Consider the following 23487-nt stretch of genomic DNA (forward strand, 5'->3'; position numbering starts at 1 on the left):
TCCCCACCAGGGCGACCGGACAGATCTGTCCGGTCGCGAGAAGGACTTACGCCCGGCCGGACGGCAGTGGCCGGCTGCGCCGGCGGAGGTCGGCGACGAACTCGGCCAGGGCGCGGTGCACCGCCGGTCCGCCGTCGATCCCGCGCCACCCCATCCGGACCCGGCCGACCAGCGTGTAGCAGGCGTCGATCGGCACGAGGAACGCCTCCGGCCCGGTACCGGTCCGCGTGACGTACACCGCCTCGACGTCCGGCGCCGGTGCCGCCAGCAGCGGGTGGGCGCGCCGCAGCCGGTCCCAGGAGCCCAGGTCGAGCAGGCACTCGGTGGCCCCGGCCGGGCTCGGGTAGCACGCGACCATCCGGCCGAGTTCGCTGTTGTCGAAGAAGAACACCGTCGATACCGGGATCCGCAGCGCGTCCCAGTCCGCGTCGGTGAGCGGACGGGCCGGGTCGTGCAGGTAGCGCTCCGGCACGGCCCGGAACCGGCCACCGCCCGCGCCGTCGCGGGTGAACAGCAGGTAGCAGGGCCGGCAGGCGCACCGCAGCGAGCGCTGGTCCAGGGCGACCACATGTCCGTGCCGGGCGGCGAGCGGCACCGCGCACAGGTCGCAGCGCTCCCCGGCGGGCTCCGTCGCGGCCGGCGGGCCGGGGACCTGGCCGGACGCCGGGCGGGTGAACCGCCGCAGGCCCTCCAGGCTCACGCGACCGCGCCCGGTCTCCGCGAGATCTGCAGCAGCACGGGTGGCGCGGCGGCCACGTCGAACGCGACGCCGGTCGTCTCCGGTGCCGCGTCCCGGACCGCCGTGGTGATCGCCTGCCGCAGCGCCCGGGCCGCGCAGCCCCGGCCGCCGCCGAGGCGCACCCGCACGGTCCCGTCGCCGTCGATGCCGAGGTATTCGATCTCCCCCGAGGCCTCACCGGAAGCCGATCCGGCGAGCACCCGGTCGATGGCCATCCGGACCCGGTCGTCCGGACCGGACGGATGCAGGTCGTGGACCAGCAGCAGGCTCTCCACCAGCGGGTCGGCCGCGAGGTCGGCGCCGTACTCCGCGCCGACGGTCGCCATGATCCGCTCCAGCCCGGCGCCGTAGAGCCGCACCAGGCACCGGACCAGCTCCTCGGCGACCAGGGCGGCGCGTGGGTCGGGCCCGGAGCGCAACTGGTCCAGCAGCCGGTTCACCCGTGCGGCCGCCGCGTGCGCGTCCGGGGTCGGGTCCATGCGATCACCCCCGTTTACGGTGTCGGGACCGGCGCGCGTTGCTTGCGCACCGTGAAGCCGCGCAGCGTGCGGACCATGCCGCCGAGTCCGGGGTCCGTCGCGACCGGCGCCGCGTCCGTCGGCGGTTCCATGAACGGCATGAACCGGTCGGGAAAGCCGGGCATGGTGCAGGCGATGCAGATGCCGCCGACGTTCGGACAGCCGCCGACGCCGTTGATCCAGCCACGTTTGGCGACGTTGCACCGCACCACCTGCCCCCAGCAGCCGACCTTGACCAGGCAGGTCGACGCGTCGTAGGCGGAGGCGAACTCGCTCTGGTCGTAGTAGGCGGCCCGGTCGCAGCCGTTGTGCACGGTCACCTCGAACAGCCACCGCGGCCGCAGCGCCTCGTCGAGCGGGATCATCGGTGCCTGTCCGGCCATCTGGTAGAGCAGGTGCAGGATCGTCTCGGAGAGGTTGTCCGGGTGGGTCGGGCAGCCGGGGACGCACACGATCGGCAGGTCGGCCTTGGACCGCCAGTCCCAGCCCAGGTAGTCGGGAACGCCCATCGCCCCGGTGGGGTTGCCCGCCATCGCGTGGATGCCGCCGTACGTGGCGCAGGTGCCGACGGCGAGGATCGCGGTGGCCCTGGGCGCCAGCCGGTCCAGCCACTCCGTGGTGGTGACCGGCTGGCCGGTCTCCGGGTCGTTGCCGAACCCGGACCAGTACCCCTCCGGCTTGTTCGCCTCGTTCGGCACCGAGCCCTCGACGATCAGGATGAACGGGTCGAGGTCGCCGCGGGCGGCCCGGTGGAACCACTCGATGAAGCTGTCCGGGCCGCCGTCGGGGCCGGACTCGGGGTCGAAGAACGGCCAGTGCAGGGCGACCGTCGGCAGGCCGGGCAGTGAGCCGAGGACGATGTCCTCGATGCTCGGCTGGGTAGCCGCGGTCAGCGCGACCGACTCGCCGTCGCAGCTGAGCCCGCCGTTCATCCAGAGGATGTGCAGAACCTCGCCATCCGGGGACACCGAACCCGCCAATCGCACGTCGAACACCCGATCGGGAGACCTACCGGGTGATGTCGACCCAACCTATGCGTGCGCGATGAGGCGGGTCGCACCTGCTGTCCGGCGCCGGACCGTCCGTGGTTCGTTACGCCCGTAGGCTCGGGGCAGCGGGCTTCCGCCTGCCGGCCGAAGGGAGCGCGATGCCTGCGTTTCGCCCTATGGACGGTGGAGCGATCGAGGTCTTCCCGCTGGTCGTCGTCGTGCGGGAGTTTCCGGCCCGGCCGTCGTCGCTGCCGGACATCCGCGACTTCGTCCGCCAGCGGCTGAACCAGACGCCGTTCTCCGAGGAGGACCTGCGCCTGCTCGGCGAGCAGGTGCTCGACGTGCTCCTGGAGGCCGCCGGTCCGACCGGTGCGATCCAGGTGTCGCTGCGGATCTTCCCCGAACACGCCGAGATCGACGTGGTCCCGGCGGTTCTCGCCCCGTCGCCGGTGACGGTGACGGCGGAGGGCGGCGGCGCGTCCGTACCCGTCGCGGGGAACGGTGCGTCCGCTCCCGCGCCGGACCGGTCGGGCGGCGTCCCCTTCGCCGAGTGGTTCGCCGGCGCGCTCCGGGCCCGGGGCATGACATTGGAGGCTGCCGCCCGCCACCTGCAGGTGTCGGTCAAGACGGTGAGCCGGTGGGTCGGCGGGTCGACCGAGCCGCGGCTGCGTGACCTGTCCCGCATCCGCGAGATGCTCGGGGAGCTGCCCTTTCCGTGAGACGGGTGTCAGCCGCCGGCCGCGCGTAGCTGGTGCTCGGTGCGGGTCGCGAGCTGTGCGAGCTGGGCGGCCGTCAGCCGGTCGCAGACCCAGTCCCAGTGGCAGGCCACGAGGTCGCCGGGCGCGGGCGGGTGCCGAATGGCGGGATCCGTGAAGTCGGGGCCGGTGGACCAGCGGACGGACTCGACGCGGTCGGCGCCCAGCCGGAGCCGGCGGCCGTCCCAGTCCAGCGGCCGCGACCGGACCCGCACCCGCGCGCCGTCCACGCCGGTGACCGTTCCCCAGCGGATGCGGCAGCTGTCCAGGACGGACAGCGCGGTGGCGCTGCGGACGGCGAGCAGGCCCGTCCACGGGTACACGGCGAACACGTGGAAGCTGTGATGGGCCAGGGCGTGCGCGTGCGGCATCGCCCGCCAGCGGTGGGCGACCGGCCCGCCGAGCTGCCCGGCGAAGCGCTGGCGCAGCGTCGACAGGAACACGTCGGGGTCGACGGCGTCGAGCAGGTCGTTGCCGATCCAGTACGCCTCGACGACGCGGGCGTCCAGCGGGTCGGTGATCCCCGCGGCCGCGGCGATCAGTTCCAGGTAGACCCAGGCCCCGTCGAACAGCCGGGCCCGCCGGGCGATCTCGTCCGCCGGCCCACCGTCTGTTCCACCGGCAGCCGTCGCGTGCCGCAGCAGCACGTCAGGATCGTCCGGTCCGCAGTAGCCCAGCTCGTTGGGCGGGAAGGCGTAGCGGGCGAACAGGACGTCGCCGGGGGTGTCCACCGGTCAGCAGATCCGGGGCAGCTGCTCGCCGAGCGGCATGTCGATCACGCGCGTGCCGCCCAGTCCGGTCCGGGCGACGACCATCCCCGGATGCTCCGCCACGCACCGCCCGACGACGGCGGCGCCGCGCCCGTGCTCGTGCGCCCGCATCGCGGCGAGCACCCGGTCGGCGTGCTCCGGCGCGACGAACGCCACCAGCTTGCCCTCGTTGGCCACGTAGAGCGGGTCCAGACCGAGGAGGCCGCACGCGTCGCGGACCTCCGCCGGGATCGGCAGCGCCCGTTCGGTCACCTCGATCCCCACCCCGGCGGCGCGCGCGATCTCGTTGAGGGTGGCCGCCACCCCGCCCCGGGTCGGGTCCCGCAGGGTGTGCACGTCGGCGCCGGTGGCCAGCATCGCGGCGACCAGGCCGTGCAGCGGCGCCGTGTCGCTGCGCACCGCGGTGCCGAACTCCAGCCCTTCGCGGCAGCTGAGCACGGCCACGCCGTGTACCCCGATGTCGCCGCTGACGATCACGACATCGTCGGGACGGGCGTGCTCCGGCCGGATGTCGACACCGTCGTCGACGACGCCGAGACCCGTGGTGTTGACGAACACGCCGTCACCGGAGCCGGCGTCGACCACCTTCGTGTCGCCGGTGACGAGCCGCACGCCGGCCGCCGCCGCGGCGCGTCCCATCGCCTCTGCCACCCGGGCCAGCTCGGTGAGCGCGGTGCCCTCGGCGAGGATGAACGCGGTCGACAGCACCAGCGGCCGCGCACCGGCCATCGCCAGGTCGTTGACGGTGCCGTTGACGGCCAGCTCGCCGATCGAGCCGCCGGGGAAGAACAGCGGCCTGACGACGTACGAGTCGGTCGATACGGCCAGCCGTACGCCACCGACCGGCACCACCGCGGCGTCACCGAGCCCGGCGCCCGCGGCGGCCGCGCCGAACGCGGGCAGGAACAGGTGCTCCACCAGCTCGGCCGACAGCGCCCCGCCGCCGCCGTGGCCCATCACGATGGTGGGGGAGTCGCGCAGCGGCGCCGGACACACCCAGCCCTCGGCCTCGATCGGGTCCGGCAGCAGGTTAACCACGGGGGGCCTCCACGAGCTCCAGCCGCCGGTACAGGTAGTAGGCCGCGCAGGCGCCCTCGGAGGAGACCATCGTGGCACCCAACGGGTTGCGGGGCGTGCACTCGCGGCCGAACGCCGGGCACTCGTGCGGTTTGAGGTGACCCTGGAGGACCTCGCCCGACCGGCACACCGACGACTCGGCCGTCCGGATCGAGGTGACGTCGAAGCGGGCCTCGGCGTCGTAGTCGCGGTAGGCGTCGGACAGGCGCCACCCGCTGGCGGGGATCGTCCCGATGCCGCGCCAGGTGCGGTCGGTCACCTCGAAGACGCTGCGCAGCATCGCGGTCGCGGTGGGGTTTCCTTCGGCGGGGACCGCGCGCGGGTACGCGTTCTCCAGGACGTGCCGGCCGCTCTCGAGCTGGAGCACGGTTCGCCGGATGCCCTCCAGGATGTCGAGCGGCTCGAACCCGGTGACCACGATCGGCACGCCGTACCGGTCGGCGAGCGGCGGATACTGGGCCGTACCCATCACGCTGCAGACGTGGCCGGCGGCCAGGAACGCCTGCACCCGGCAGGCCGGCGCCTGCATGATCGCCGCGATCGCGGGCGGCACCAGGACGTGCGAGACCAGCAGCGAGAAGTTCCCGATGCCCTGGCGCTTCGCCTGGTGGACGGTCATCGCGTTGGCGGGCGCGGTGGTCTCGAAGCCGATGCCGAAGAAGACCACCTGGCGGTCGGGGTTGTCCCGGGCCAGTTTCAGGGCGTCCAGCGGCGAGTAGACCACGCGGACGTCGCCGCCCGCGCTCTTCACCCGGAACAGGTCGCTGCCGCTGCCCGGAACCCGCAGCATGTCACCGAACGAGCAGAAGATCACGTCGGGACGGGCCGCGATCGCCAACGCCTTGTCGATGATCTCCAATGGCGTGACGCAGACCGGGCAACCGGGGCCGTGGATCATCTCGATGCCCTCGGGCAGCAGCTGGTCGATGCCGTGCCGGATGATGGAGTGCGTCTGGCCGCCGCACACCTCCATGATCGCCCAGGGCCTCGTCGTGACGGCGTGGATCTGGTCGAGCAGGTGCCGGGCCAGGTCGGGGTCGCTGAACTCGTCCAGGTACTTCATGTCCCGAACTCCTCCTCGAGGATGCCCATCCGTTCGAACTCCTCCAGCGTCTTCTTTGCGGACGCCTCGTCGAGGCGCTGGATCGCGAAGCCCACGTGGACGATGACGTACTCACCGACGGTGGCGTCGGGGATGTACTCCAGGCAGACGTCCTTGCGGACACCGCCGAAGTCCACCTCCGCCATGAGGGTGTCGTCGCGGTTGTCCAGCCTGATGATCCGGCCGGGTACGGCGAGGCACATGCCGCGTCCCCTTCCTATGTCGGCCCGCTGGCCGCGACGAGCACCTGGCCGAGGGCCAGCCCGCCGTCGTTGGGCGGCACCTGCCGGTGGCAGAGCACCGTGAAACCATTGTCCCGCAACGCGTCGCGCGCACCGGCGAGCAGCAGAGCGTTCTGGAACACCCCGCCGGTGAGTGCCACCGTCGTCCCGGCGCCGTGGTCGCGGGCCCGCACCGCGAGGTCGACGACGAGCGTGGTCACCGCGCGGTGGAAGCGGGCTCCGATCACCGCCGCCGGGACGCCGGCGGCCACGTCGTGGGCGGCGTCGCGGATCACGGGACCGGGGTCGGCGCACCCGTCGGTGACGGTGAACCGGTAGCCGTCGCAGGGCGGTGCCCCACGGGCGAGCCCTTCCAGTTCGATCGCCGCCTGCGCCTCGTAGTCGACCACATGCCGGACGCCGGCCAGCGAGGCGACCGCGTCGAACAGCCGGCCCATGCTGGACGTCGGTACGCAGTTCAGACCCGTGTCCAGTTGGTGGCGCAGCACGGCGAGCTCGGCGGGCGGGCAGGCGGCGACCGGCGGCAGCGAGGCGTCCCAGGCGACCCCGGCGGCGGCGAGGTGGGCCAGCGCCATCCGGTACGGCCGCTCCACCGCGGCGTCGCCGCCGGGCAGCGGCACGTAGCGCAGCCGCGCGAACCGGTGGAAGCCCTTGTAGTCGGCGAGCAGCACCTCGCCGCCCCAGATCGCGCCGTCCGGGCCGTATCCGGTGCCGTCGAACGCGATGCCGATGACCGGCGAGCCGCCGGACAGGCCGTGTTCGGCCATCACCGCCGCCACGTGGGCGTGGTGGTGCTGCACCGGATGCACCGCCCGTCCGTCGGCGTGGCGGCGGGCCCAGGCGGCGGACCGGTAGGCGGGGTGGGCGTCGGCGGCGAGCTGCGCCGGGTCGACCCCGGTGAGCACCTCCAGGTGCCGCTCGGCCCGGGTGAACGCGTCGAGGGTGGCCAGGTCGTCCATCTCGCCGATGTGCTGGCCGAGCCAGGCGTACCGGCCGCGGGCCAGCGCGAAGGTGTTCTTCAGATCGGCGCCGACGGCCAGTGTCGCCGGCACCTCCACCGGCAGTGCCACCGGCAGCGGGGCGTACCCGCGCGAGCGGCGGACCGGCAGTTCCTCGTCGCCGACCATCCGCACGACCGAGTCGTCGCACGGCACGTGGATCGGGCGGTCGTGCGTGAGCCAGCCGTCGACGAGTGGCGCCAGCCGTTCCCGGGCGTCGACGTCGTCGGTGACGATCGGTTCGCCGCCGAGGTTGCCCGACGTCATGACCAGGACCGGCGGGCCGGCCGGGTCACCGGGCAGGCCGAAGAGCAGCACGTGCAGCGGCGTGTAGGGCAGCAGGACGCCGAGGTCCGGGTTCCCCGGCGCGACCGCGTCGGCGAGTCCGTCGGCGGGCCGGCGGGGGAGGAGCACGATCGGCCGGCGGGGTCCCGACAGCAACGCCTCCGCGGCCGGTCCGACCGCGACGAGCGTCCGGGCGGTGTCGAGGTCGCGCGCCATCACGGCGAACGGCTTGGCGACGCGGCGCTTGCGCCGGCGCAGCAGCGCCACCGCCCGTCCGTCGGCGGCGTCGCAGGCGAGGTGGTAGCCGCCGAGACCCTTGACGGCGAGGACCGCGCCGGCCGCGAGCATGGCGCGGGCGGCGGCGATCGCGTCGGCACCGGTGCGCGCCGGCGCGCCCGGCCGCACCAGGGATACGGTCGGTCCGCAGTCGTGGCAGGCGATCGGCTGGGCGTGGAACCGGCGGTCGGCCGGGTCGGCGTACTCGCGCGCGCACGCCGGGCACATGGGGAAGCCGGCCATCGTGGTGGCCGGCCGGTCGTACGGCAGGCCGGTGATGATCGTGAACCGGGGACCGCAGTTGGTGCAGGTGACGAACGGGTGCCGGTACCGGCGGTCGGCCGGGTCGGTCAGCTCGGCCAGGCAGTCGGCGCACGTCGCCACGTCCGGGGCGGCCAGGGTGCGGGTGCCGCCGGGCTCGTGGCGGGAGGCCGCGATCGTGAACCCCGTGCCGCCACGCACGGGCAGCGACCGGGACCGGACCGAGTCGACCGCCGCGAGCGGCGGGGCGTCCGTCCGCAGCCGCACGGCGAACTCGGCGACCGCGTCGGCCTCGCCCTCGACCTCGACGACGACGCCGGCCGAGTCGTTGGACACCGACCCGGTCAGTGACAGCGCCGACGCCGTGACGTAGACGAACGGCCGGAACCCGACGCCCTGCACCACTCCGCTGACGTCGAACCGCCTCCGCTCGCGCGTCATGGCGCCTCCGGATCTGTGCCGCGGCCCATCAGTTCCAGGCCGCGCAGCGCCTCCGCGGCGGCCTCGGGACTCAGCCGGTCGACGGCGAGACCCAGGTGGATCAGCACCCACTGCCCGGGCCCGGGCGGGTCGTCGTCGAGCATGCCGATGTTCACCTTGCGGGGCGCGCCGTGGACGTCGACCAGCGCGAGCTGACCGCCGTAGCCGGGGATCAGCTCGATGACCTGTCCGGGGATTCCGAGGCACACGTGGCTCACCCCGTCCCGACGACCATGGACCGCAGCAGGGCACGCACGGTGGTCACGGCGCGGTCGACCGCGTCCGCGACCGGCGCCGACAGCCCGATCCCCTCGGTGACGTCGGCCACCTGGCACCCGACCACGACCGTGCGGGGAAGCCGGCCGCCGAGGGCGCCGAGTCCGGCCAGGACGGAGCCGGGATCCATGCCGTGGGCGTCCGGGAGGCCGCCCGGGCCGAGGTCGTCTGTGCCGAGGTCGTCTGTGCCGACCTCGAGCACGCGCAGGGCGCCGGGCTCGCCGGTGTCCGGCAGCGCGTCGACGAGGACGAGCGCGTCCCACCCGTCGAGCAGGTCGAAGGCGAGGTGGGTGCCCCGGATGCCGTAGTCGACCGCGCGCACGTGCGGCGGCAGGCCGCCCGCGGCCAGCCGGCGCACGACCTCGGTGCCGAACGCGTCGTCGCGCAGGAACAGGTTGCCGGTGCCGGCGATCAGGATTCTCAGGGTCGTGCCTCCGGGTCGTCGGTTCCTTCGGTTGGTGCGGCCGCCGGTCACATCCGGCGGATCCGCAGGTACCGCTGGATGTCGGGAATCGACTTCAGGCCCAGCACGACGGCCGCGACCAGCAGCAGCCCACCGAGGATCGTGGTCAGGGTTCCGATGGTTCGCACGATCGCCCTTCCTTCCAGGGCTCGACTTCGTCGGGAGCGAAGTACAGGTAGCGGCCGTACCACTCGTGCAGGTCCGCGGCCGGGTCGTCGACGAGCACGACGGCCACGTGCCAGCCGCCGTCGACGTCGCCGAGTACCGCGGTCACCCGGGCCACCCGCCCGGCGTAGAACAGGTCCTGGGCGTCGGCCCGCCGGCTGGGCCGCAGGCGGACGAGGCTGTCGCGGCCGATCTCGACGCCGTCGACGACGACGCGGTCGGTGGCCGGGTCGACCGACGCGTCGGCCGCCGGGTCCCACCACGGCACGCCGCTGTCGGCGCCGGGCGCCGCGGGGCCCGACCACGACGGCCCGCCGCCTATCGGCGCGGCGGGGCGCGGACCTCCGCCGCCGGCGCGCGGGTCGCGGAGGGTGCCGTGCAGGCGTTGCAGGTCGGCCGGGGTGAGCCGGTCGCAGCGGTCGATGATCGCCGCGGCGTGCGGGTCGGTGGCGCGGGCGGCGGCCTTCTCCCCGTCGGTGAGGGTCATCACCCGCAGGGTCAGGATCTCGTCGATCTCGGTCGAGTCGAACAGGCCGCCGGCACTCTCCGGCGCCACCTCGGGGTGGTCGTAGAGGATGATCGGTGACGCGAGAACGGCGCCGCCGGCCAGCACGGGCCAGCAGCGGTGCTGGACGCAGGCCGCGGCGGCCTCCCGCGCCCGGTCCGGCGGGTCGGTCTGGGACAGGAACGTCGCGCCGTCGGCCACCAGGATGAGGTGCGCGCCGAGGAGGGACGCCGCGGTGGCGTCGTCGCGGCCGTCGAGCGCGCACGCCGTCACGTTGCGGACGTCGACCTCCAGGCGCAGCAGGCCCTGACCGGCCGGCCGCGTGGAGACGGTCACCAGCGCCGACAGCGGCCGCCGGCGGCGCACCAGCCGGCCGACGGTACGCCCGTGCGGATCCCGGAGAATCTCGACGTCCTCGCCGCCGGCCACCTCGACCCGGTGCTCCCGGTGCGACCCGGGCGTCGACGCGGTCGGGCCGAGCGCCACCTCCCGTTCGGCCGCCTCGTCCCACGTCAGCCAGGTGCGCCCGGCCACCGTGAGGTCCGTGACCGGGACGTACCCACCGGCGGGGTCGACGCGCTCGACGTCGCGCCGTTGCAGGTGCAGGAACCGCAGATGGACGGTGAGCTCCGACCCGGGACCATCGGCCGGGTCGAGCAGGCACTGTACGGAGAGCCCGGGTTCCTCGCCCACCCCCGCCTCGGCGGCGCCCGGCGGCCCGAGCACCCCGAACTGCCAGCGGACCTGGTTCTTGGTCGCGGTCGAGCGGTACGGGTACAGCAGGTACCCCTCGTACAGCACGGCGTCGGCCACCGCGCGTACCCCGCCGGGCGCGTCGGTCATTCGACGACCTCCGTCGCGGTGGCGAGCAGCGCGGTCACCGTCTCCTCCCAGCTCGTGTGCATGTGCGTCGAGCGGTACCGGGCAAGAGCGGCGAGGGTGTCCCGGCCGAGGCGCAGCCAGCCCTGGTCGGGGAAGTGCACGTCCATGAGACCGCGCCACACGTGGACCGGCAGCCGGTAGCGCGCCTCGTGCTGCCAGGGAACCTGTTCGACGGTGAACCCGCTGGCGCCGCGGGTGAAGACGGTTCCGCTGAACAGGAACGTCAAGGGCACCTGGCCGTCGTCGAGGACCTGCAGGTACTTCGCACCGGCCACCTCGACGTCGTAGGTGCAGGGCAGTACCAGGTCCACGTCGGTGGCGTCGGTGAATCCGGGCACCATCGCGGTGGTGTGCAGCCAGGAGAACGACCGTTGCGTCTGTGCCCACCGTTCGCGGGGCCCGAACAGGTCGAGCAGCGCCTGCTCCTCCGCGTCGTCGTAGCGGCGCCGGTTCGGCTCGATCCGGACCTGGCACCGCAGCGCCAGCGCGTGGACCGTGGCGCCGGTGGTCTCCTCGATCCGCAGCCGTGCCAACAGGTTCGGGGCGACCGCGTAGGGCTCCGCGACGATGTCGCGCACGCCGAATCTCAACGTTGTCATGACGCCGGCCGGCTGCGGGCGGCGACCATCGCGAAGAACTCCGTCATGCGGGTGCGGGCCTCCTGCCCTCCGTCGAACCCACGCCAGGTGCGCCGCAGCACCCCGACGAGCTCGTAGCAGACGTCGATCGGCACGAGATGGCAGTCGGTCGCGCGGATCAGCAACGCCTCCACGTCGGGGACGAGCATCCGCACCGCCGGGTTCGCCTCCCACGCGTCCAGCGGCAGCGTGCATTCGGTGGCGCCGGCCGGCCCGGGGTAGAACGCCACCGTACGGTCCACTGTGGAGTTCGTGAACAGGAACGCCAGGCCCACCGGGATCTGCAGTTCGTCCCACCGCGCGGGGTCGAGCCGGAGGTCCGGGAAGGACAGGTACCGCTCGGGCACCGCCCGGTAGCGCAGGTTCGCGGCGGGGTCGGTGAACAGCAGGTAGCAGGCGCGGCAGGCGCACATCAGCGCCCGGCTGTGCAGGTTCACGACGTGCCGGTGCCGCCCCTCGACGGTCACCCCGCACATCTCGCACCGCTCGGCGGTCACCGGGGCCGGGCGCGAGGCGACGATCCGCCGCAACGTGGCGTAGGGCGTCATGAGGGGACCCGCGTGAGCCTGCTCCGCAGCGCCGACGCGGGAATCACGGCGGGGGTCGGTGCGGCCTCGACCCGTACGGCGGCCGCGTCCGGCGCGGTGGCGTCGACGGCGGCCTCGACCGCCTGCCGCAGCGCGGCGACGGAGCATCCGCCGACGGACCCGACGAGCCGCACCAGCACGGTCCCGTCGTCGTCGACCGACACCAGTTCGGCGTCGACGCCCTGCGCCCGCAGGTCCGGTCGTACGGCGTCCAGCCCGCGCTCCACCCGGGTCGGCAGGTCGTACGGGTGCAGCCCGTGCACGAGCAGCAGGCTCGCCACGACGTCGTCGCCGGCGATCTCGTCCAGCACGCCCGCGTCGAGCCGGCCGGCGTCGTGCAGGATCTCCAGCAGGCGTTCCAGGCCCGCGCCGTACAGGTCGGTAACCAGGCGCACCAGCTCCTCGGCCCGTTCGCGGGCCACGACGCCGTGCGCCGCGCTCGCGACGAGCAGCGCGTCGATGCGCTCACCGACCGCCCGGAGGTCGACGCCGTCATCCATCGCCGGTGACCGACTGGGTGGGGGAGTGGAGCTTCTCCAACGTCTTTCCGCCGCCGAGGTACATGTGGACGCCGCACGGCAGGCACGGGTCGAAGCTGCGGACGGTGCGCATGATGTCGATGCCCTTGAAGGAGTCCCGGTCGTTCTCCTCGAAGATCGGCTGGCCCTGCACGGCGTCCTCGTACGGCCCGGCGGTGCCGAAGCTGTCGCGGGGGCTCGCGTTCCAGGGGGTCGGCGGGTACGGGTGGTAGTTGGCGATCTTTCCGTCGCGGATGACCATGTGGTGCGACAGGACGCCGCGCACCGCTTCGGTGAACCCGCAGCCGATGCCCTCGTCGGGAACCTCGAACGGCTCCCATGTCCTGGTGTTACCGGCCCGGATCTCGGCCAGCGCCTTCTCCGCGAAGTGCAGCGCGCACGCCGCCGCGTAGGCCTGGAAGTAGGTGCGGGCCCGGTTGCGTTCGAGCGTGTTGCTCCACTGTGGAATCTTCCACTCCAGAGTGACCGGGCCCTTCAGCGCCGTCTTCGGCAGGTTGATCTGGACGCTCGTGCCGGTGGCCTTGACGTACCCGATGTCGACCAGTTGGGCGAGGGCGGTCGTCCACAGGCGGGCCAGCGGGCCGCCGCCGGTGTCGAGGGCCAGGTGGTCGGTGCCGTCGAACCAGCGTGGTGACATCACCCAGCTGTACTTGTCGTCGAGGTCGCGTTTCTGCGGACGCGGGTTGGTGTGCTGGTTCCACGGGTGCCGGCGGTCGACCGGGTTGCCCAGCGGGTCGCGGCGCACGAACATCTCCTGCCCGTCCCAGTCCTCGTAGTACGAGGACCCGAGCAGGATCCGGATGCCCAGGTTGATGTCGACGAGGTTGGTGGTGACGAGCCTGCCGTCGACGACGACGCCCGGGGTCACGAACATCTTGCGGCCCCAGTCGGTCATGTCCTTGTACTCGAAGTTGCAGAACTCCGGATTCTGGAACGACCCCCAGCAGCCGAGCAGGGTGCGCCGCAGGCCCACCTGTTCGTAGCCGGGCAGCGCCTCGTAGAAGAAGTCGAACAGGTCGTCGTGCATCGGGACGACCTTCTTCATGAACTCCACGTAGCGCATCAGGCGGGTCAGGTAGTCGGTCATGAGCTGGATGGTGGCGACCGTGCCGACGCCACCGGGGTAGAGCGTCGACGGGTGCACGTGACGCCCCTCCATCAGGCAGAACATCTCCCGCGTGTACCGGCTGACCTGGAGGGCCTCGCGGTAGAACTCGCCGGTGAACGGGTTGAGCGCCCGCATGATGTCGCCGATCGTGCGGTACCCGTGCTCGCCGGCGTGCGGAGACTCCGTGGTGTTCGCCCGTTCCAGCACCCCGGGGTTGGTCTCGGCGACCATCTTCTCGCAGTAGTCGACCCCGACCAGGTTCTCCTGGAAGATGTTGTGGTCGAACATGTACTCGGCGGCCTCGCCGAGGTTGACGATCCATTCGGCCAGGTGCGGCGGCTTCACCCCGTACGCCATGTTCTGCGCGTAGCAGGAACAGGTGGCGTGGTTGTCGCCGCAGATGCCGCAGATCCGGCTGGTGATGAAGTGGGCGTCGCGCGGGTCCTTGCCCTTCATGAACATCGAGTAGCCACGGAAGATGGACGAGGTGCTGCGGCACTCGACCACCTCGCGCTGCTTGAAGTCGATCTTCGTGTAGATCCCCAGGCTGCCGACGATGCGGGTGATGGGATCCCAGGCCATCTCGACCAGGCCGTCGCTTCCGGCGGCACGGTGGGAGGGACCGGATCGGGTCGACGTCATGGCAACCTTTCCGAGCGCTGTGCGGTGAACGGACTCACCAGGTACGCGTGGCTCCGGTGGTGAGCTTCTTTCCGGGGCGGCGCCACTTCGGTTCCCTGTCGACGGTGCGGGTGGTGATCCGCCGCAGGTTGCGGATCGCCGTGCCGTACAGGCCGATCGCACCGGTGGAGAAGTGCCCGCCCGGTGGCTCGTCCATGAACGGCATGAACTTGTCGGGGAAGCCGGGCATGGTGCAGCCGATGCAGATCCCGCCGACGTTCGGGCAGCCGCCGACCCCGTTGATCCAGCCCCGCTTCGGCACGTTGCACTTGACGACCGGACCCCAGCAGCCGAGCTTGACGATGCACGTCGGTGACCCGTACTCGGTGGCGAAGTCGGCCTGTTCGTAGTATCCGGCGCGGTCGCAGCCCTCGTGGACGGTGGCGCCGAACAGCCAGGTCGGCCGCAGCGCCTCGTCGAGCGGGATCATCGGCGCCTGTCCCGTGACCATGTAGAGCAGGTAGGTCAACGTCTCGGAGAGGTTGTCCGGTTGCACCGGGCACCCGGGTACGCACACGATCGGAACGCCGGCCTTGGACCGCCAGGTCCACCCGAGGTAGTCCGGTACCCCCATGGCGCCGGTCGGGTTGCCGGCCATGGCGTGGATGCCGCCGTACGTCGCGCAGGTTCCCACCGCCACGACCGCCGTCGCCTTCGGCGTGAGCCGGTCGAGCCACTCGCTCGTGGTCATCGGCTGGCCGGTGTCGGGGTCGTTGCCGAACCCGCACCAGTAGCCGTCGTCCTTCAGGCTCTCGTTCGGGATGGAGCCCTCGACGACGAGGACGAACGGTTCGAGCTCGCCGCGGTCGGCCTTGAGGAACCAGTCGAGGAAGTCGTCGGCCCCACCGCGGGGACCGCACTCGAAGTCGATCAGCGGCCAGTGCACGGCGACCTTCGGCAGCCCCGGAAGCGCGCCGAGCGCGATCTCCTCGATGCTCGGCTGGGTCGCCGCCGTCAGCGATACGGAGTCGCCGTCGCAGCTGAGACCGGCATTGATCCACAGAACGTGGATGAGGGTCTCTTCCGCCGCGAGCGCTTCGGTAGCAGGCATCGTCACCACCTTCACCCGATGTGACGCACATCTCGGTATACGCTTCCGGCCCGAACACTGTCAACGTGGTCCGTCGACGGTGGATCCGCTACCGCCGCGAAAGCCACTGGAACCACGTGTCGAGTCCCGCGCCGGTCGTGGCCGAAACCGACAGCACCTCGACGCCGGGCCGGATGCTCCGGGCCCGGTCGGCGCAGTTGTCGGGGTCGAACTCCACGTAGGGCAGCAGGTCGATCTTGTTGATCAGCACCACATCCGCCGCCGCGAACATGTGCGGATATTTCAGTGGTTTGTCGTCCCCCTCGGTCACCGAAACGATCACCGCCCGCCCGGTCTCGCCGAGGTCGAAAAGCGCCGGACACACCAGGTTGCCGACGTTCTCGACGAAAAGCAGCGACCCGACCGGTGGGTCGAGCGCGCGTAGACCACCGGCGAGCATCCCGGCGTCGAGGTGGCAGCCGCCGCCGGTGTTGATCTGTACGACGGGACATCCCGCGGCGCGGATCCGCTCGGCGTCGAGAACCGTCTCCTGGTCACCCTCGACCACCGACACCTCGCGGTGTCCGCGCAGCCCGCGGATCGTGCGCTCCAGCAACGTGGTCTTGCCGGAGCCCGGTGAGCTCATCAGGTTGACGGCCGTGATGCCGCGCGCGGCGAGCCACTCCCGGTTGCGCGCGGCCAGAACGTCGTTGCCGGCGAGGACCGCCTGTTCGACGGCGATCGTCCGGGTGTGCGGGTGGCCGTGGTCGTCGTGGTCGGGGTGACTATGGCGTTCGGACCGGCCGAGCACCGTCAGCCGGGCACCGGTGTCACCGCAGCCGCAGTCGGCACACATGCTCAGGTCACCTCCAGCGACGTGATCGTCAGTTCCCGTCCGGCGAGGAGTCTCACGTCGGCGCTGCCGCACGCACACAACAGAACGAGGTCGGGCAGGGTGAAGTCCGCACCGCACGAGTCGCAGTGCGCCCGTCCCGCCGGTTCGTCGATGTCCAGTCGGGCACCCTGCAACGGCGTCCCCTCGGTGATCAGTTCGAAGCAGAACCGCATCGCGTCCGGCACCACGCCCGACAACCGACCCACCGTCAGACGGATGCTGACCACCCGGGAGCCGGCCGCGTGATCGGTCACGGCGTCGACGATGCTCTGGGTGATCGACAACTCGTGCAACGGTGGCCCCGACTCGTGCCCCGACCCGTGCCCCGACTCGAGCCCGATTCGGGCCCCGGACTCGATGCGCCCGGAGGTACCGGGCGTGCACCCACGCTAGAGCCCGACCGCACCGGAGGCAACGATGTGAAACCCCGGACCCGTTCCCGGTCCCCCGGGAGGGTGATCCTCACAACCACCGCCGCAGCCTCCGCGCCGACACGTTCCGCCACACCGCCGGCGTCCCGACCGATCCTCTGCCGGCCGGGCGTCGGTGGTGCCGCCGAGCATCGCGCGGACGTGCATCATCAGCGCCTCGCCCACGATGTCGTCGTCCCGTTCGTCGGCGTTTCTTCCGCGTCCGACATTCTACGTCTGACCATGGCCCGGAAACTCGGCTCGAAGGCCGCCGGTCGGTGGGCGTGTCTACGCCATTTCCCACCACCGACGCGGTCACGCACCCGCATTCGGATTGTCGAACCGGGAGGGCGCAAGCGGACGCACTGATTGCGACGGAGCAGTTGACAACCTGCCGGAAACTTTCGATGGAAGACACCATCTTGCGCATGGTATCCACGCCCTTTCCGGCCCGGAAATGGTATCCACATTGACAATCTTCGCCGTATTGACAAGAGTGGATGCGAATCGCTCCCGTCGGCGCCGTGGCCGACAGCCATGCGGTCGAGCTGCCACCGCCGAGCCCGTAGCCTGCCGCCGCCACCCGGACGGCACGGGCCGCCGCCGATGCGCCCACCCGAGGAATCGCCGCATCGGCATGACCATGGAGAGTGGAATGAGCAAACGAACAGCCGGCGCCGGGCTCGTCGCCGTCTTCGTCGCGGTCACCACCGCGGTCGTCGCGCTCGGTCCGACCTCGGCAGATGCCGCGGTCGGCGGATCCGGGCCCTACCCGGCCGACTACGAAACGGCGGGCACTCTGCCGAACCACACCATCTACCGCCCGCAGAACCTTCCGGCCGAACGCCTGCCCGTGTTCGTCTGGGGAAATGGCGGCTGCTCGGGCAACGGGCTGGACCAGCAGAACTTCCTGCGCGAGATCGCCTCGCACGGCTTCCTGGCCATCGCGAACGGCGCCCCGGGTGGTTCCGGCAGCACCAACTCGACGATGCTCACCGCCTCCATCGACTGGGCCGTAGCCGAGAACAGCCGAACAGGTAGCAAGTACTACGGCAAGATCGACACCTCGAAGATCGCCGTTGCCGGTTTCTCGTGCGGTGGGCTGGAGGCCTACGCCGTCTCCAACGACTCACGGGTCACCACCACCGCCATCTTCAGCAGCGGCCTGCTCAACGACGCCGACGACTACCAGCTCCGGCGGCTGACCAAGCCGATCGCCTACTTCATCGGCGGTCCCAGCGACATCGCCTACGGCAACGCCATCGACGACTGGAACAAGCTGCCGGCCGGGCTGCCCGCGTTCATGGGCAATCTCAACGTCGGGCACGGCGGCACGTACGGCCAGACGAACGGCGGCGAGTTCGGCCGTGTGGCGGTGCTCTACCTCAAGTGGCGCCTGAAGGGTGACACGACGGCCGGGACGAATTTCGTCGGGTCCAACTGCGGACTGTGCCGCACCCAGTGGCAGGTGCAGCAGAAGAACCTCACGCTCGACGGCACCCCGCCGAGCGATCCGCCGTCCAGCAGCGCACCGCCGAATCAGACCGGCCAGCTTCGCGGGCTGGGTTCGAACCGCTGCCTGGACGTCAGCGGCCAGAGCCAGTCCGACGGGGCGCTCGTGCAGATCTGGGACTGCCATGGCAACGCGAACCAGCGTTGGACGGCGACGTCGAGCAACCAGCTGACCGTCTACGGCACGAAGTGCCTCGACGCGTCAAGTACCGCCACCGGCACCCGGGTTCAGATCTGGTCCTGCCACGGCGGAGCGAATCAGCAGTGGCGGCTCAATGCCGACGGCACCGTCACCGGTGTCCAGTCCGGCCTGTGCCTGGACGTGACCGGCGGTGGAACGGCCAACGGAACCGCTGTGGTGCTGTGGGGCTGCAACGGCGGCAGCAACCAGCGCTGGACCCGTTCCTGACCGACGGCGGAGCTCACGGGCCCGTCCGGACGACGGCTGCGGCCGCGATCGCCGCGTGGTCACTGCCTGCCGACAATGCGTATCCCGACGTGCGGTTCCCGGCCCGGTCGGCGGCCGGGAACCCCTCGGCCGTCAGCCGGGCACGGCCGCCGACAGGACCGCTGTCCGCCGCCGTCCAACGCGGGGTGATCGCCTGGCGCGGCCCGTCCACGCTGCGTCGCCGCAGTGTGGGGACCTTCAGCGGTGGACCGACACGGAAGCCCGTTCGGTCCTCACCGGCTCGACGCGATGCCCCGTCCTGACCGCCGCTCAGGCTTCGCTGAAGACGGACACCGAGCGGCCACCACCATGCATCACCGGTCCGACCCGGACATCGTCTCCGCGGTGACCCGGTCGGCGGACTGCTGCCGGCAAACGGCCCGAGCCGCCGCATTAACGTTCTTCTAAGATTCGCTCGGTACAAAGTTGGCGTCAGATAAACGGGTGGCCCGTACAAGGGAGGCAACCCGTGTGCAGGTGGCCAGTGATGGCGTACCGCACCGAACAAACACCTGAAGAGAGACCGACATGAAGTCCGTCGCACATCCTCTGAAGCACCTCACCACGGGACGCCGAGGTTTCCTCACCGGCACGGCACTTGGCATTGGCGCCGGCCTGTCCACGCATGCCATTGGCTCCCGTGCGGCAGCGAACGAGACTTCGGATGTTTTCCGGCGAGATCAGGACCTGCCCTTCATCGGCACGGAAGAGACCTTCTCCACCCGTGAGCTGATGGTGCTGAACGACAGGCTGTTTCTCGAGGACACCGGCCTTGCCGAGATGGGCCCGCGCCGCATCGGCGCAATGGATGAGGGGGGACTCAACGTCCAGATCCTCTCCGCACACACGCCAGGTGTGCAGAATGTCCCAGGCAACAAGGGCATCGATTTCGCGTATCGCCTAAACAAGATGCTTGTCGATGGACCTATGGCTACCTACCCGGGGCGGTTCAAGGCATTTGCAACCTTGCCGCTGCAGAATCCGGAGGCCTCGGCCGACGAACTGGAACGCGCGGTTCGGGAGGATGGCTTCCTGGGATGTCTGACCAACGGAATCATCGGGAAGAAGTTCCTCGACCATCCCGATTTCGAGCCTTTGCTGGCGCGCGCCGAAGCCCTTGATGTGCCGATATACATCCATCCGGGCCTGCCGCCCGACGAGGTTTTCCAGATCTACTACAGCAACATGCGGCCGGAGTATCAGAGGGAGTTCCAGGACCAGGTTCTCAGCATTTCTGCGTATGGATGGCACCAGGAGGTTGTTACCCAGTGCGTCCGAATGATCATCTCAGGTGTGTTCGACCGGTATCCCAGGCTCCAGATCATCGTCGGCCATATGGGTGAAGGCCTTCCGTTCTTCTACAAGCGCATTGTGGAGAAGATGAGCGAAGTAACCGAGAGTAGCCTGAAGAAGCCGTTCGAGCAGTACATCCACGACAACCTCTGGTTCACCACCAGCGCATTTCCCCAGGACGAACTGCTCGACCTCCTTCTGATATGCATAAGTGTGGATCGAGTGATGTTCGCAACCGACTACCCATTTGCGAACATAAAAACTCAAACCGACTGGTTCCGGGCTGTCAGATTGCCACGCGAGGACAAGGAAAAGATCGCATTCCGAAATGCGGAGAAGCTGTTCGGGATAAAGGTCTGACACCTCCCGGCGGGCAGAATTGTCATTGCTAGGTGGCGCGCCGAAGCTCCAGGGTGCCGTCCGGGATCGCGTACGCCAGCAGGGCGATCGAGGCCACCGCCTGGGCCAGAGCCGGCGCGGTCGCGGCGAGGAGATCGGACGCCTCGCGGGCGTAGCGCCACGCCGTTGTCGCGCCGATCTCGAATCCGGCCGCCAACTGGGCCGGGGTGTCGCCGTTTCGTAGGCGTGCCAACACCAGCAGCGCCGGCTGGCCGGCTGAGCGGCGACGCCAGCATGACCGCACCTCTGTGCCGCGGGCCCGGATGAGATCGCCGAGGCGGTGGAGACTGTGGGGGACAACGAGATCACCTACGGGTGGGACAGCATGCGAGAGGCCCATCCTGACCAGCGTCATCGGGATGGAAACGGCTCATCGACGGCGCGGTTCGCAAGGGTCTGCTGCGGGGCCCGGTAGCAGACCCTTGCCAGCGTGAAGCGCCGACAACCGGGATGGGCCAACACCGGACATCGGCTATCGGCTCGATCCCCGCTTCCGGCTGAGAGCCCAATCGCCACCGCTGTCGCCACGGGCGATACCGGAGATCGATCATTGCGAACCCGCCTATGCCAGCGTGAGCGCCGGCCGGTGGGCGTCGGTGACGTACTCGCCGGGCGCCGTCCTGTCGAACGGCCGGCCGAACCCCCTGGCGAGTTTCACCGATCGCATCAAGCTCACGCGGCCGAATCTGGGCCCTGTGACACCAACGCTTCCGCACCGTCGGCGCGCCACTGCTGCGGTCAGAAGCCGCGGCCAGGATTCACTACCCGCCGAGCGGTGTGTACGTGCACCTGGTTCGGCCAACCAGCCTGAGCGGGTTTTAACGGTCCTCTCAGATTCGCTCGGTACGAATTCGTCATCAGATAAGCGATGTGACCCGCACGAGGAGGCTAGTGATGGAAGTCAACGCAGCGCCGACCGGGGAAACGCCGCCCGGTCGCTTGGCAGGCCGGTGGGTACCGTGGTTGGTGATTGGCTTGTGGGTGGCGCTGTCGGCACTCATGATGCCGCTGAGCGCAAAGTTGAGCTCGGTCACCACCGACAGAGCCGTGGACCTCCTGCCGGCAGGTGCCGAGTCCACCAAGGTGGCGGCGCTGGAGGACAGGCTCCCCGGCGGTGAGGACAACACGTTCGTCTTCGTGTACCACCGTGCCGGCGGGGTGACCGACACCGACCGCGCGACGGTCGAGCGCCACTACGACACCCTTGCCAAGCGGTACCCGCCGAAGGTGAAGGCCCCGGCCGACGAGGAGGACGAGGGCCCACCGACGAGCCGCTCCACCGACGGCAAGGCGATGATGTTCACCCTCGACGTGAGCACGACCTACGGCGCACCGGAGGATCTCGTCGGCCCGTTGCGTGACGCCGCGATGGACCGCCCCGCCGGCCTGGAACTCGAGGTGACCGGCCCAGCCGCGATCGACGGCGACCTGGACGCCGTCTTCGACGGCATCGACCTGCAGGTCTTCCTCACCACCGTCATCGTCGTCACGCTCCTGCTGATCCTCACCTACCGCAGTCCGGTGTTGTGGTTCATCCCGCTGATGGCCGTGAGCGCGGCCGCATTGACCGCGATGGCTTCGGTCTACCTGCTCGTCAAGGTCTTCGGCATCGTGGTCAACAACCAGAACTCGGCGCTGCTGACGATCCTGGTGTTCGGCGTCGGCACGGACTACGCGCTGCTGCTCATCGCTCGATATCGGGAGGCACTGCACCACCACGAGAACGTCCGGGTCGCGATGGTCCACGCGCTGCGCGGCGCGGCGCCGGCGATCGTCGCGTCCGCGGCCACCGTGGTCGCCGGTCTGCTCTGCCTGCTCGTCGCGGACCTGAACAGCACCAGCGGGTTGGGCCCGATCGGTGCGGCGGGCATCCTGTGCGCGCTGGTGGCCATGCTGACGCTGTTCCCGGCGGTGCTCGTGGTGCTCGGCAGGCGGATCTTCTGGCCGGCCATCCCGCGGTTCAGCACGACCGAGCAGGAGAAGCCGGGCCTGTGGGGACGGCTCGGCGCCGCCATCAACCGCCGACGTTGGGTGGCGACGCTCGCCTCGCTCGGAGTCCTCGGCGTGCTCACCGTCGGGCTGACGGGCAACACCGGCCCCCTGCGGGAGCAGGACCAGTTCCTGTCCGCGCCGGAGTCGGTCACCGGCTTCACCGTTCTCCGTCAGCACTTCCCGGAGCTCGGCGGCATGCCGATGACGATCTACGTGCGGCCGGCGTACCAGGTGCGGGTGCTCAACGTCGTCAAGGGCACCCCCGGTGTGGCGCAGGCATTCCCGGGTGAGATCAAGGGTGGCTGGGTCGACATCTCCGTGTTCCCGAAGGACGCGCCGGACACCGGCGCGGAGTACGACACGATCAAGCGGGTACGCGCGGCCGTGCACGCGGTGAGCGGGGCGGAGGCGATCGTCGGCGGGCCGAGTGCGGAGAACCTCGACACCGAGGTGACCACCAGGCGCGACGAGAAGCTGGTGATCCCGCTGGTGCTCGTCGTCGTCCTGATCGTGCTCGGGCTGCTGCTGCGCGCGATCGTGGCCCCGCTGATCCTGATGGCCACCGTGGTTGTCTCGTTCGCCGCGGCCTTCGGCGGGAGCGTGTTCGTCTTCGACACGATCCTCGGGTTCAAGGGGATCGACTATTCGGTGCCGCTGCTGGCATTCCTGTTCCTGGTGGCGCTCGGCGTGGACTACAACATCTTCCTGACCAGCCGGGCCCGGGAGGAGACCGTGCGTCTGGGCACCACAGGGGGCATGCTCAAGGCTCTGAAGGCCACCGGTGGCGTCATCACCTCGGCAGGCGTGGTTCTGGCGGCCACGTTCGCGGTCCTCGTCTCACTTCCGCTGGTGATGCTGGTCGAGGTCGGGTTCCTGGTCGCCTTCGGCGTGCTGCTCGACGCCCTGCTGGTGCGGTCGGTCCTGGTGCCCGCCCTCACCCTGCTGATCGGCCGGCGGATGTGGTGGCCGAGTCGGTTGTCCCGTGCGCCGGCGGAGCCGCCGACCGGGCGACACTCGCTCCCCGACGACGAGGAGCTCGTGCTGCAACGGTGAGCGCGCGGCACGGACGAGATCCGGGACGGGGACCCAGGCCCGTCCCGGACCGGTCCACTGCGGTGCTGTGCAGGGATCCGGGCTCGTGCCCGGGCGGGCCGGCCCGCCCGGGCACGGGA

23 protein-coding genes and 1 pseudogene are annotated in these 23487 nt (G+C 70.8%); 4 read left to right on the plus strand and 20 right to left on the minus strand.

Annotated elements, in window-relative coordinates:
- Positions 1 to 46: 46 nt before the first annotated feature.
- From Voc01_RS32715 to Voc01_RS32725, 3 genes are read right to left on the minus strand one after another with little or no spacing between them, the layout of a single operon-like run.
- Positions 47 to 700 carry a DUF5947 family protein gene (locus Voc01_RS32715; protein WP_203931464.1) on the minus strand — a complete coding sequence of 218 codons (654 nt, stop codon included), beginning with the start codon at positions 698 to 700 and terminating at the stop codon, positions 47 to 49.
- The gene (locus Voc01_RS32720; protein WP_203931465.1) at positions 697 to 1218 is read right to left on the minus strand and encodes a NifU family protein; all 522 of its coding nucleotides are present in this window, start codon (positions 1216 to 1218) and stop codon (positions 697 to 699) included. The genes Voc01_RS32715 and Voc01_RS32720 overlap by 4 nt, the downstream gene beginning before the upstream one ends.
- A gap of 14 nt (positions 1219 to 1232) precedes the next feature.
- A complete protein-coding gene (locus Voc01_RS32725) occupies positions 1233 to 2189 on the minus strand; it encodes an NADH-quinone oxidoreductase subunit B family protein (RefSeq protein WP_203931466.1) in 957 nt (318 codons plus the stop codon).
- Between the two features lie 233 nt (positions 2190 to 2422).
- On the opposite strand from Voc01_RS32725, the gene Voc01_RS32730 reads away from it, so the two are divergent.
- On the plus strand, positions 2423 to 2965 hold the full coding sequence (locus tag Voc01_RS32730) for a helix-turn-helix domain-containing protein (RefSeq protein WP_203931467.1): 543 nt from the start codon (positions 2423 to 2425) through the stop codon (positions 2963 to 2965).
- An 8-nt stretch (positions 2966 to 2973) separates the two neighbouring features.
- On the opposite strand, the gene Voc01_RS32735 is transcribed toward Voc01_RS32730, so the two are convergent.
- The 16 genes from Voc01_RS32735 to Voc01_RS32805 form a co-directional block, all read right to left on the minus strand.
- On the minus strand, positions 2974 to 3732 hold the full coding sequence (locus Voc01_RS32735; RefSeq protein WP_203931468.1) for a DUF6390 family protein: 759 nt from the start codon (positions 3730 to 3732) through the stop codon (positions 2974 to 2976).
- A 3-nt stretch (positions 3733 to 3735) separates the two neighbouring features.
- The gene (gene hypE / locus Voc01_RS32740; protein ID WP_239160629.1) at positions 3736 to 4809 is read right to left on the minus strand and encodes a hydrogenase expression/formation protein HypE; all 1074 of its coding nucleotides are present in this window, start codon (positions 4807 to 4809) and stop codon (positions 3736 to 3738) included.
- Positions 4802 to 5911, minus strand: a complete 1110-nt coding sequence (hypD, locus tag Voc01_RS32745; RefSeq protein WP_203931469.1) for a hydrogenase formation protein HypD — start codon at positions 5909 to 5911, stop codon at positions 4802 to 4804. Before hypD ends, hypE begins: the two co-directional genes overlap by 8 nt.
- Positions 5908 to 6153, minus strand: a complete 246-nt coding sequence (locus tag Voc01_RS32750; RefSeq protein WP_203931470.1) for a HypC/HybG/HupF family hydrogenase formation chaperone — start codon at positions 6151 to 6153, stop codon at positions 5908 to 5910. The genes hypD and Voc01_RS32750 overlap by 4 nt, the downstream gene beginning before the upstream one ends.
- Before the next feature lie 14 nt (positions 6154 to 6167).
- Positions 6168 to 8453, minus strand: a complete 2286-nt coding sequence (gene hypF, locus Voc01_RS32755; protein ID WP_203931471.1) for a carbamoyltransferase HypF — start codon at positions 8451 to 8453, stop codon at positions 6168 to 6170.
- Positions 8450 to 8701 (minus strand): HypC/HybG/HupF family hydrogenase formation chaperone, encoded by a 252-nt coding sequence (locus Voc01_RS32760; RefSeq protein WP_203931472.1) that lies wholly within the window; start codon positions 8699 to 8701, stop codon positions 8450 to 8452. The genes hypF and Voc01_RS32760 overlap by 4 nt, the downstream gene beginning before the upstream one ends.
- Before the next feature lie 5 nt (positions 8702 to 8706).
- Positions 8707 to 9243 (minus strand): hydrogenase maturation protease, encoded by a 537-nt coding sequence (locus Voc01_RS32765; RefSeq protein WP_239160630.1) that lies wholly within the window; start codon positions 9241 to 9243, stop codon positions 8707 to 8709.
- Entirely contained in the window at positions 9240 to 9359 is a 120-nt protein-coding gene (locus tag Voc01_RS54770; protein ID WP_373873898.1) for a DUF6893 family small protein, read from the minus strand. Before Voc01_RS54770 ends, Voc01_RS32765 begins: the two co-directional genes overlap by 4 nt.
- Positions 9338 to 10744: a hypothetical protein gene (locus tag Voc01_RS32770; protein ID WP_203931473.1), complete on the minus strand. Its 1407-nt coding sequence runs from the start codon at positions 10742 to 10744 to the stop codon at positions 9338 to 9340. Before Voc01_RS32770 ends, Voc01_RS54770 begins: the two co-directional genes overlap by 22 nt.
- The gene (locus Voc01_RS32775) at positions 10741 to 11382 is read right to left on the minus strand and encodes a DUF6084 family protein (RefSeq protein WP_203931474.1); all 642 of its coding nucleotides are present in this window, start codon (positions 11380 to 11382) and stop codon (positions 10741 to 10743) included. The genes Voc01_RS32770 and Voc01_RS32775 overlap by 4 nt, the downstream gene beginning before the upstream one ends.
- Entirely contained in the window at positions 11379 to 11969 is a 591-nt protein-coding gene (locus tag Voc01_RS32780) for a DUF5947 family protein (RefSeq protein ID WP_203931475.1), read from the minus strand. The genes Voc01_RS32775 and Voc01_RS32780 overlap by 4 nt, the downstream gene beginning before the upstream one ends.
- A complete protein-coding gene (locus Voc01_RS32785) occupies positions 11966 to 12508 on the minus strand; it encodes a NifU family protein (protein ID WP_203931476.1) in 543 nt (180 codons plus the stop codon). The genes Voc01_RS32780 and Voc01_RS32785 overlap by 4 nt, the downstream gene beginning before the upstream one ends.
- Positions 12501 to 14297, minus strand: coding sequence for a nickel-dependent hydrogenase large subunit (locus tag Voc01_RS32790; RefSeq protein ID WP_203931477.1), 1797 nt, complete (start codon positions 14295 to 14297; stop codon positions 12501 to 12503). Before Voc01_RS32790 ends, Voc01_RS32785 begins: the two co-directional genes overlap by 8 nt.
- Before the next feature lie 34 nt (positions 14298 to 14331).
- Positions 14332 to 15387 (minus strand): NADH-quinone oxidoreductase subunit B family protein, encoded by a 1056-nt coding sequence (locus Voc01_RS32795; protein ID WP_203931478.1) that lies wholly within the window; start codon positions 15385 to 15387, stop codon positions 14332 to 14334.
- An 88-nt stretch (positions 15388 to 15475) separates the two neighbouring features.
- Positions 15476 to 16222: a hydrogenase nickel incorporation protein HypB gene (gene hypB, locus Voc01_RS32800; RefSeq protein WP_203931479.1), complete on the minus strand. Its 747-nt coding sequence runs from the start codon at positions 16220 to 16222 to the stop codon at positions 15476 to 15478.
- Between the two features lie 2 nt (positions 16223 to 16224).
- Positions 16225 to 16554, minus strand: coding sequence for a hydrogenase maturation nickel metallochaperone HypA/HybF (locus Voc01_RS32805; protein WP_203931480.1), 330 nt, complete (start codon positions 16552 to 16554; stop codon positions 16225 to 16227).
- A 772-nt stretch (positions 16555 to 17326) separates the two neighbouring features.
- Here Voc01_RS32805 and Voc01_RS32810 point away from each other — a divergent pair.
- Positions 17327 to 18592, plus strand: coding sequence for a ricin-type beta-trefoil lectin domain protein (locus tag Voc01_RS32810; RefSeq protein ID WP_203931593.1), 1266 nt, complete (start codon positions 17327 to 17329; stop codon positions 18590 to 18592).
- Between the two features lie 567 nt (positions 18593 to 19159).
- On the plus strand, positions 19160 to 20284 hold the full coding sequence (locus Voc01_RS32815) for an amidohydrolase family protein (protein WP_203931481.1): 1125 nt from the start codon (positions 19160 to 19162) through the stop codon (positions 20282 to 20284).
- 49 nt (positions 20285 to 20333) lie between these two features.
- Here the strand turns inward: Voc01_RS32815 and Voc01_RS53355 are convergent.
- Positions 20334 to 20663 (minus strand): annotated as a pseudogene (locus tag Voc01_RS53355) (transposase family protein); the annotation flags it as partial.
- Between the two features lie 626 nt (positions 20664 to 21289).
- Here Voc01_RS53355 and Voc01_RS32825 point away from each other — a divergent pair.
- Entirely contained in the window at positions 21290 to 23368 is a 2079-nt protein-coding gene (locus Voc01_RS32825) for an MMPL family transporter (RefSeq protein ID WP_239160632.1), read from the plus strand.
- Positions 23369 to 23487 lie beyond the last annotated feature (119 nt).

This window comes from Virgisporangium ochraceum (assembly GCF_016863655.1).
GTDB lineage: Bacteria > Actinomycetota > Actinomycetes > Mycobacteriales > Micromonosporaceae > Virgisporangium > Virgisporangium ochraceum.

Bases quoted from the DNA above. Each gene is read 5' to 3' on its own strand.
- Voc01_RS32720 (WP_203931465.1), bottom strand. From the start codon at position 1,218: ATGGACCCGACCCCGGACGCGCACGCGGCGGCCGCACGGGTGAACCGG.
- Voc01_RS32725 (WP_203931466.1), bottom strand. From the start codon at position 2,189: ATGAACGGCGGGCTCAGCTGCGACGGCGAGTCGGTCGCGCTGACCGCG.
- Voc01_RS32730 (WP_203931467.1), top strand. From the start codon at position 2,423: ATGGACGGTGGAGCGATCGAGGTCTTCCCGCTGGTCGTCGTCGTGCGG.
- hypD (WP_203931469.1), bottom strand. From the start codon at position 5,911: ATGAAGTACCTGGACGAGTTCAGCGACCCCGACCTGGCCCGGCACCTG.
- Voc01_RS32750 (WP_203931470.1), bottom strand. From the start codon at position 6,153: ATGTGCCTCGCCGTACCCGGCCGGATCATCAGGCTGGACAACCGCGAC.
- hypF (WP_203931471.1), bottom strand. From the start codon at position 8,453: ATGACGCGCGAGCGGAGGCGGTTCGACGTCAGCGGAGTGGTGCAGGGC.
- Voc01_RS32770 (WP_203931473.1), bottom strand. From the start codon at position 10,744: ATGACCGACGCGCCCGGCGGGGTACGCGCGGTGGCCGACGCCGTGCTG.
- Voc01_RS32775 (WP_203931474.1), bottom strand. From the start codon at position 11,382: ATGACAACGTTGAGATTCGGCGTGCGCGACATCGTCGCGGAGCCCTAC.
- Voc01_RS32780 (WP_203931475.1), bottom strand. From the start codon at position 11,969: ATGACGCCCTACGCCACGTTGCGGCGGATCGTCGCCTCGCGCCCGGCC.
- Voc01_RS32785 (WP_203931476.1), bottom strand. From the start codon at position 12,508: ATGGATGACGGCGTCGACCTCCGGGCGGTCGGTGAGCGCATCGACGCG.
- Voc01_RS32790 (WP_203931477.1), bottom strand. From the start codon at position 14,297: ATGACGTCGACCCGATCCGGTCCCTCCCACCGTGCCGCCGGAAGCGAC.
- Voc01_RS32795 (WP_203931478.1), bottom strand. From the start codon at position 15,387: ATGCCTGCTACCGAAGCGCTCGCGGCGGAAGAGACCCTCATCCACGTT.
- hypB (WP_203931479.1), bottom strand. From the start codon at position 16,222: ATGTGTGCCGACTGCGGCTGCGGTGACACCGGTGCCCGGCTGACGGTG.
- Voc01_RS32810 (WP_203931593.1), top strand. From the start codon at position 17,327: ATGAGCAAACGAACAGCCGGCGCCGGGCTCGTCGCCGTCTTCGTCGCG.
- Voc01_RS32815 (WP_203931481.1), top strand. From the start codon at position 19,160: ATGAAGTCCGTCGCACATCCTCTGAAGCACCTCACCACGGGACGCCGA.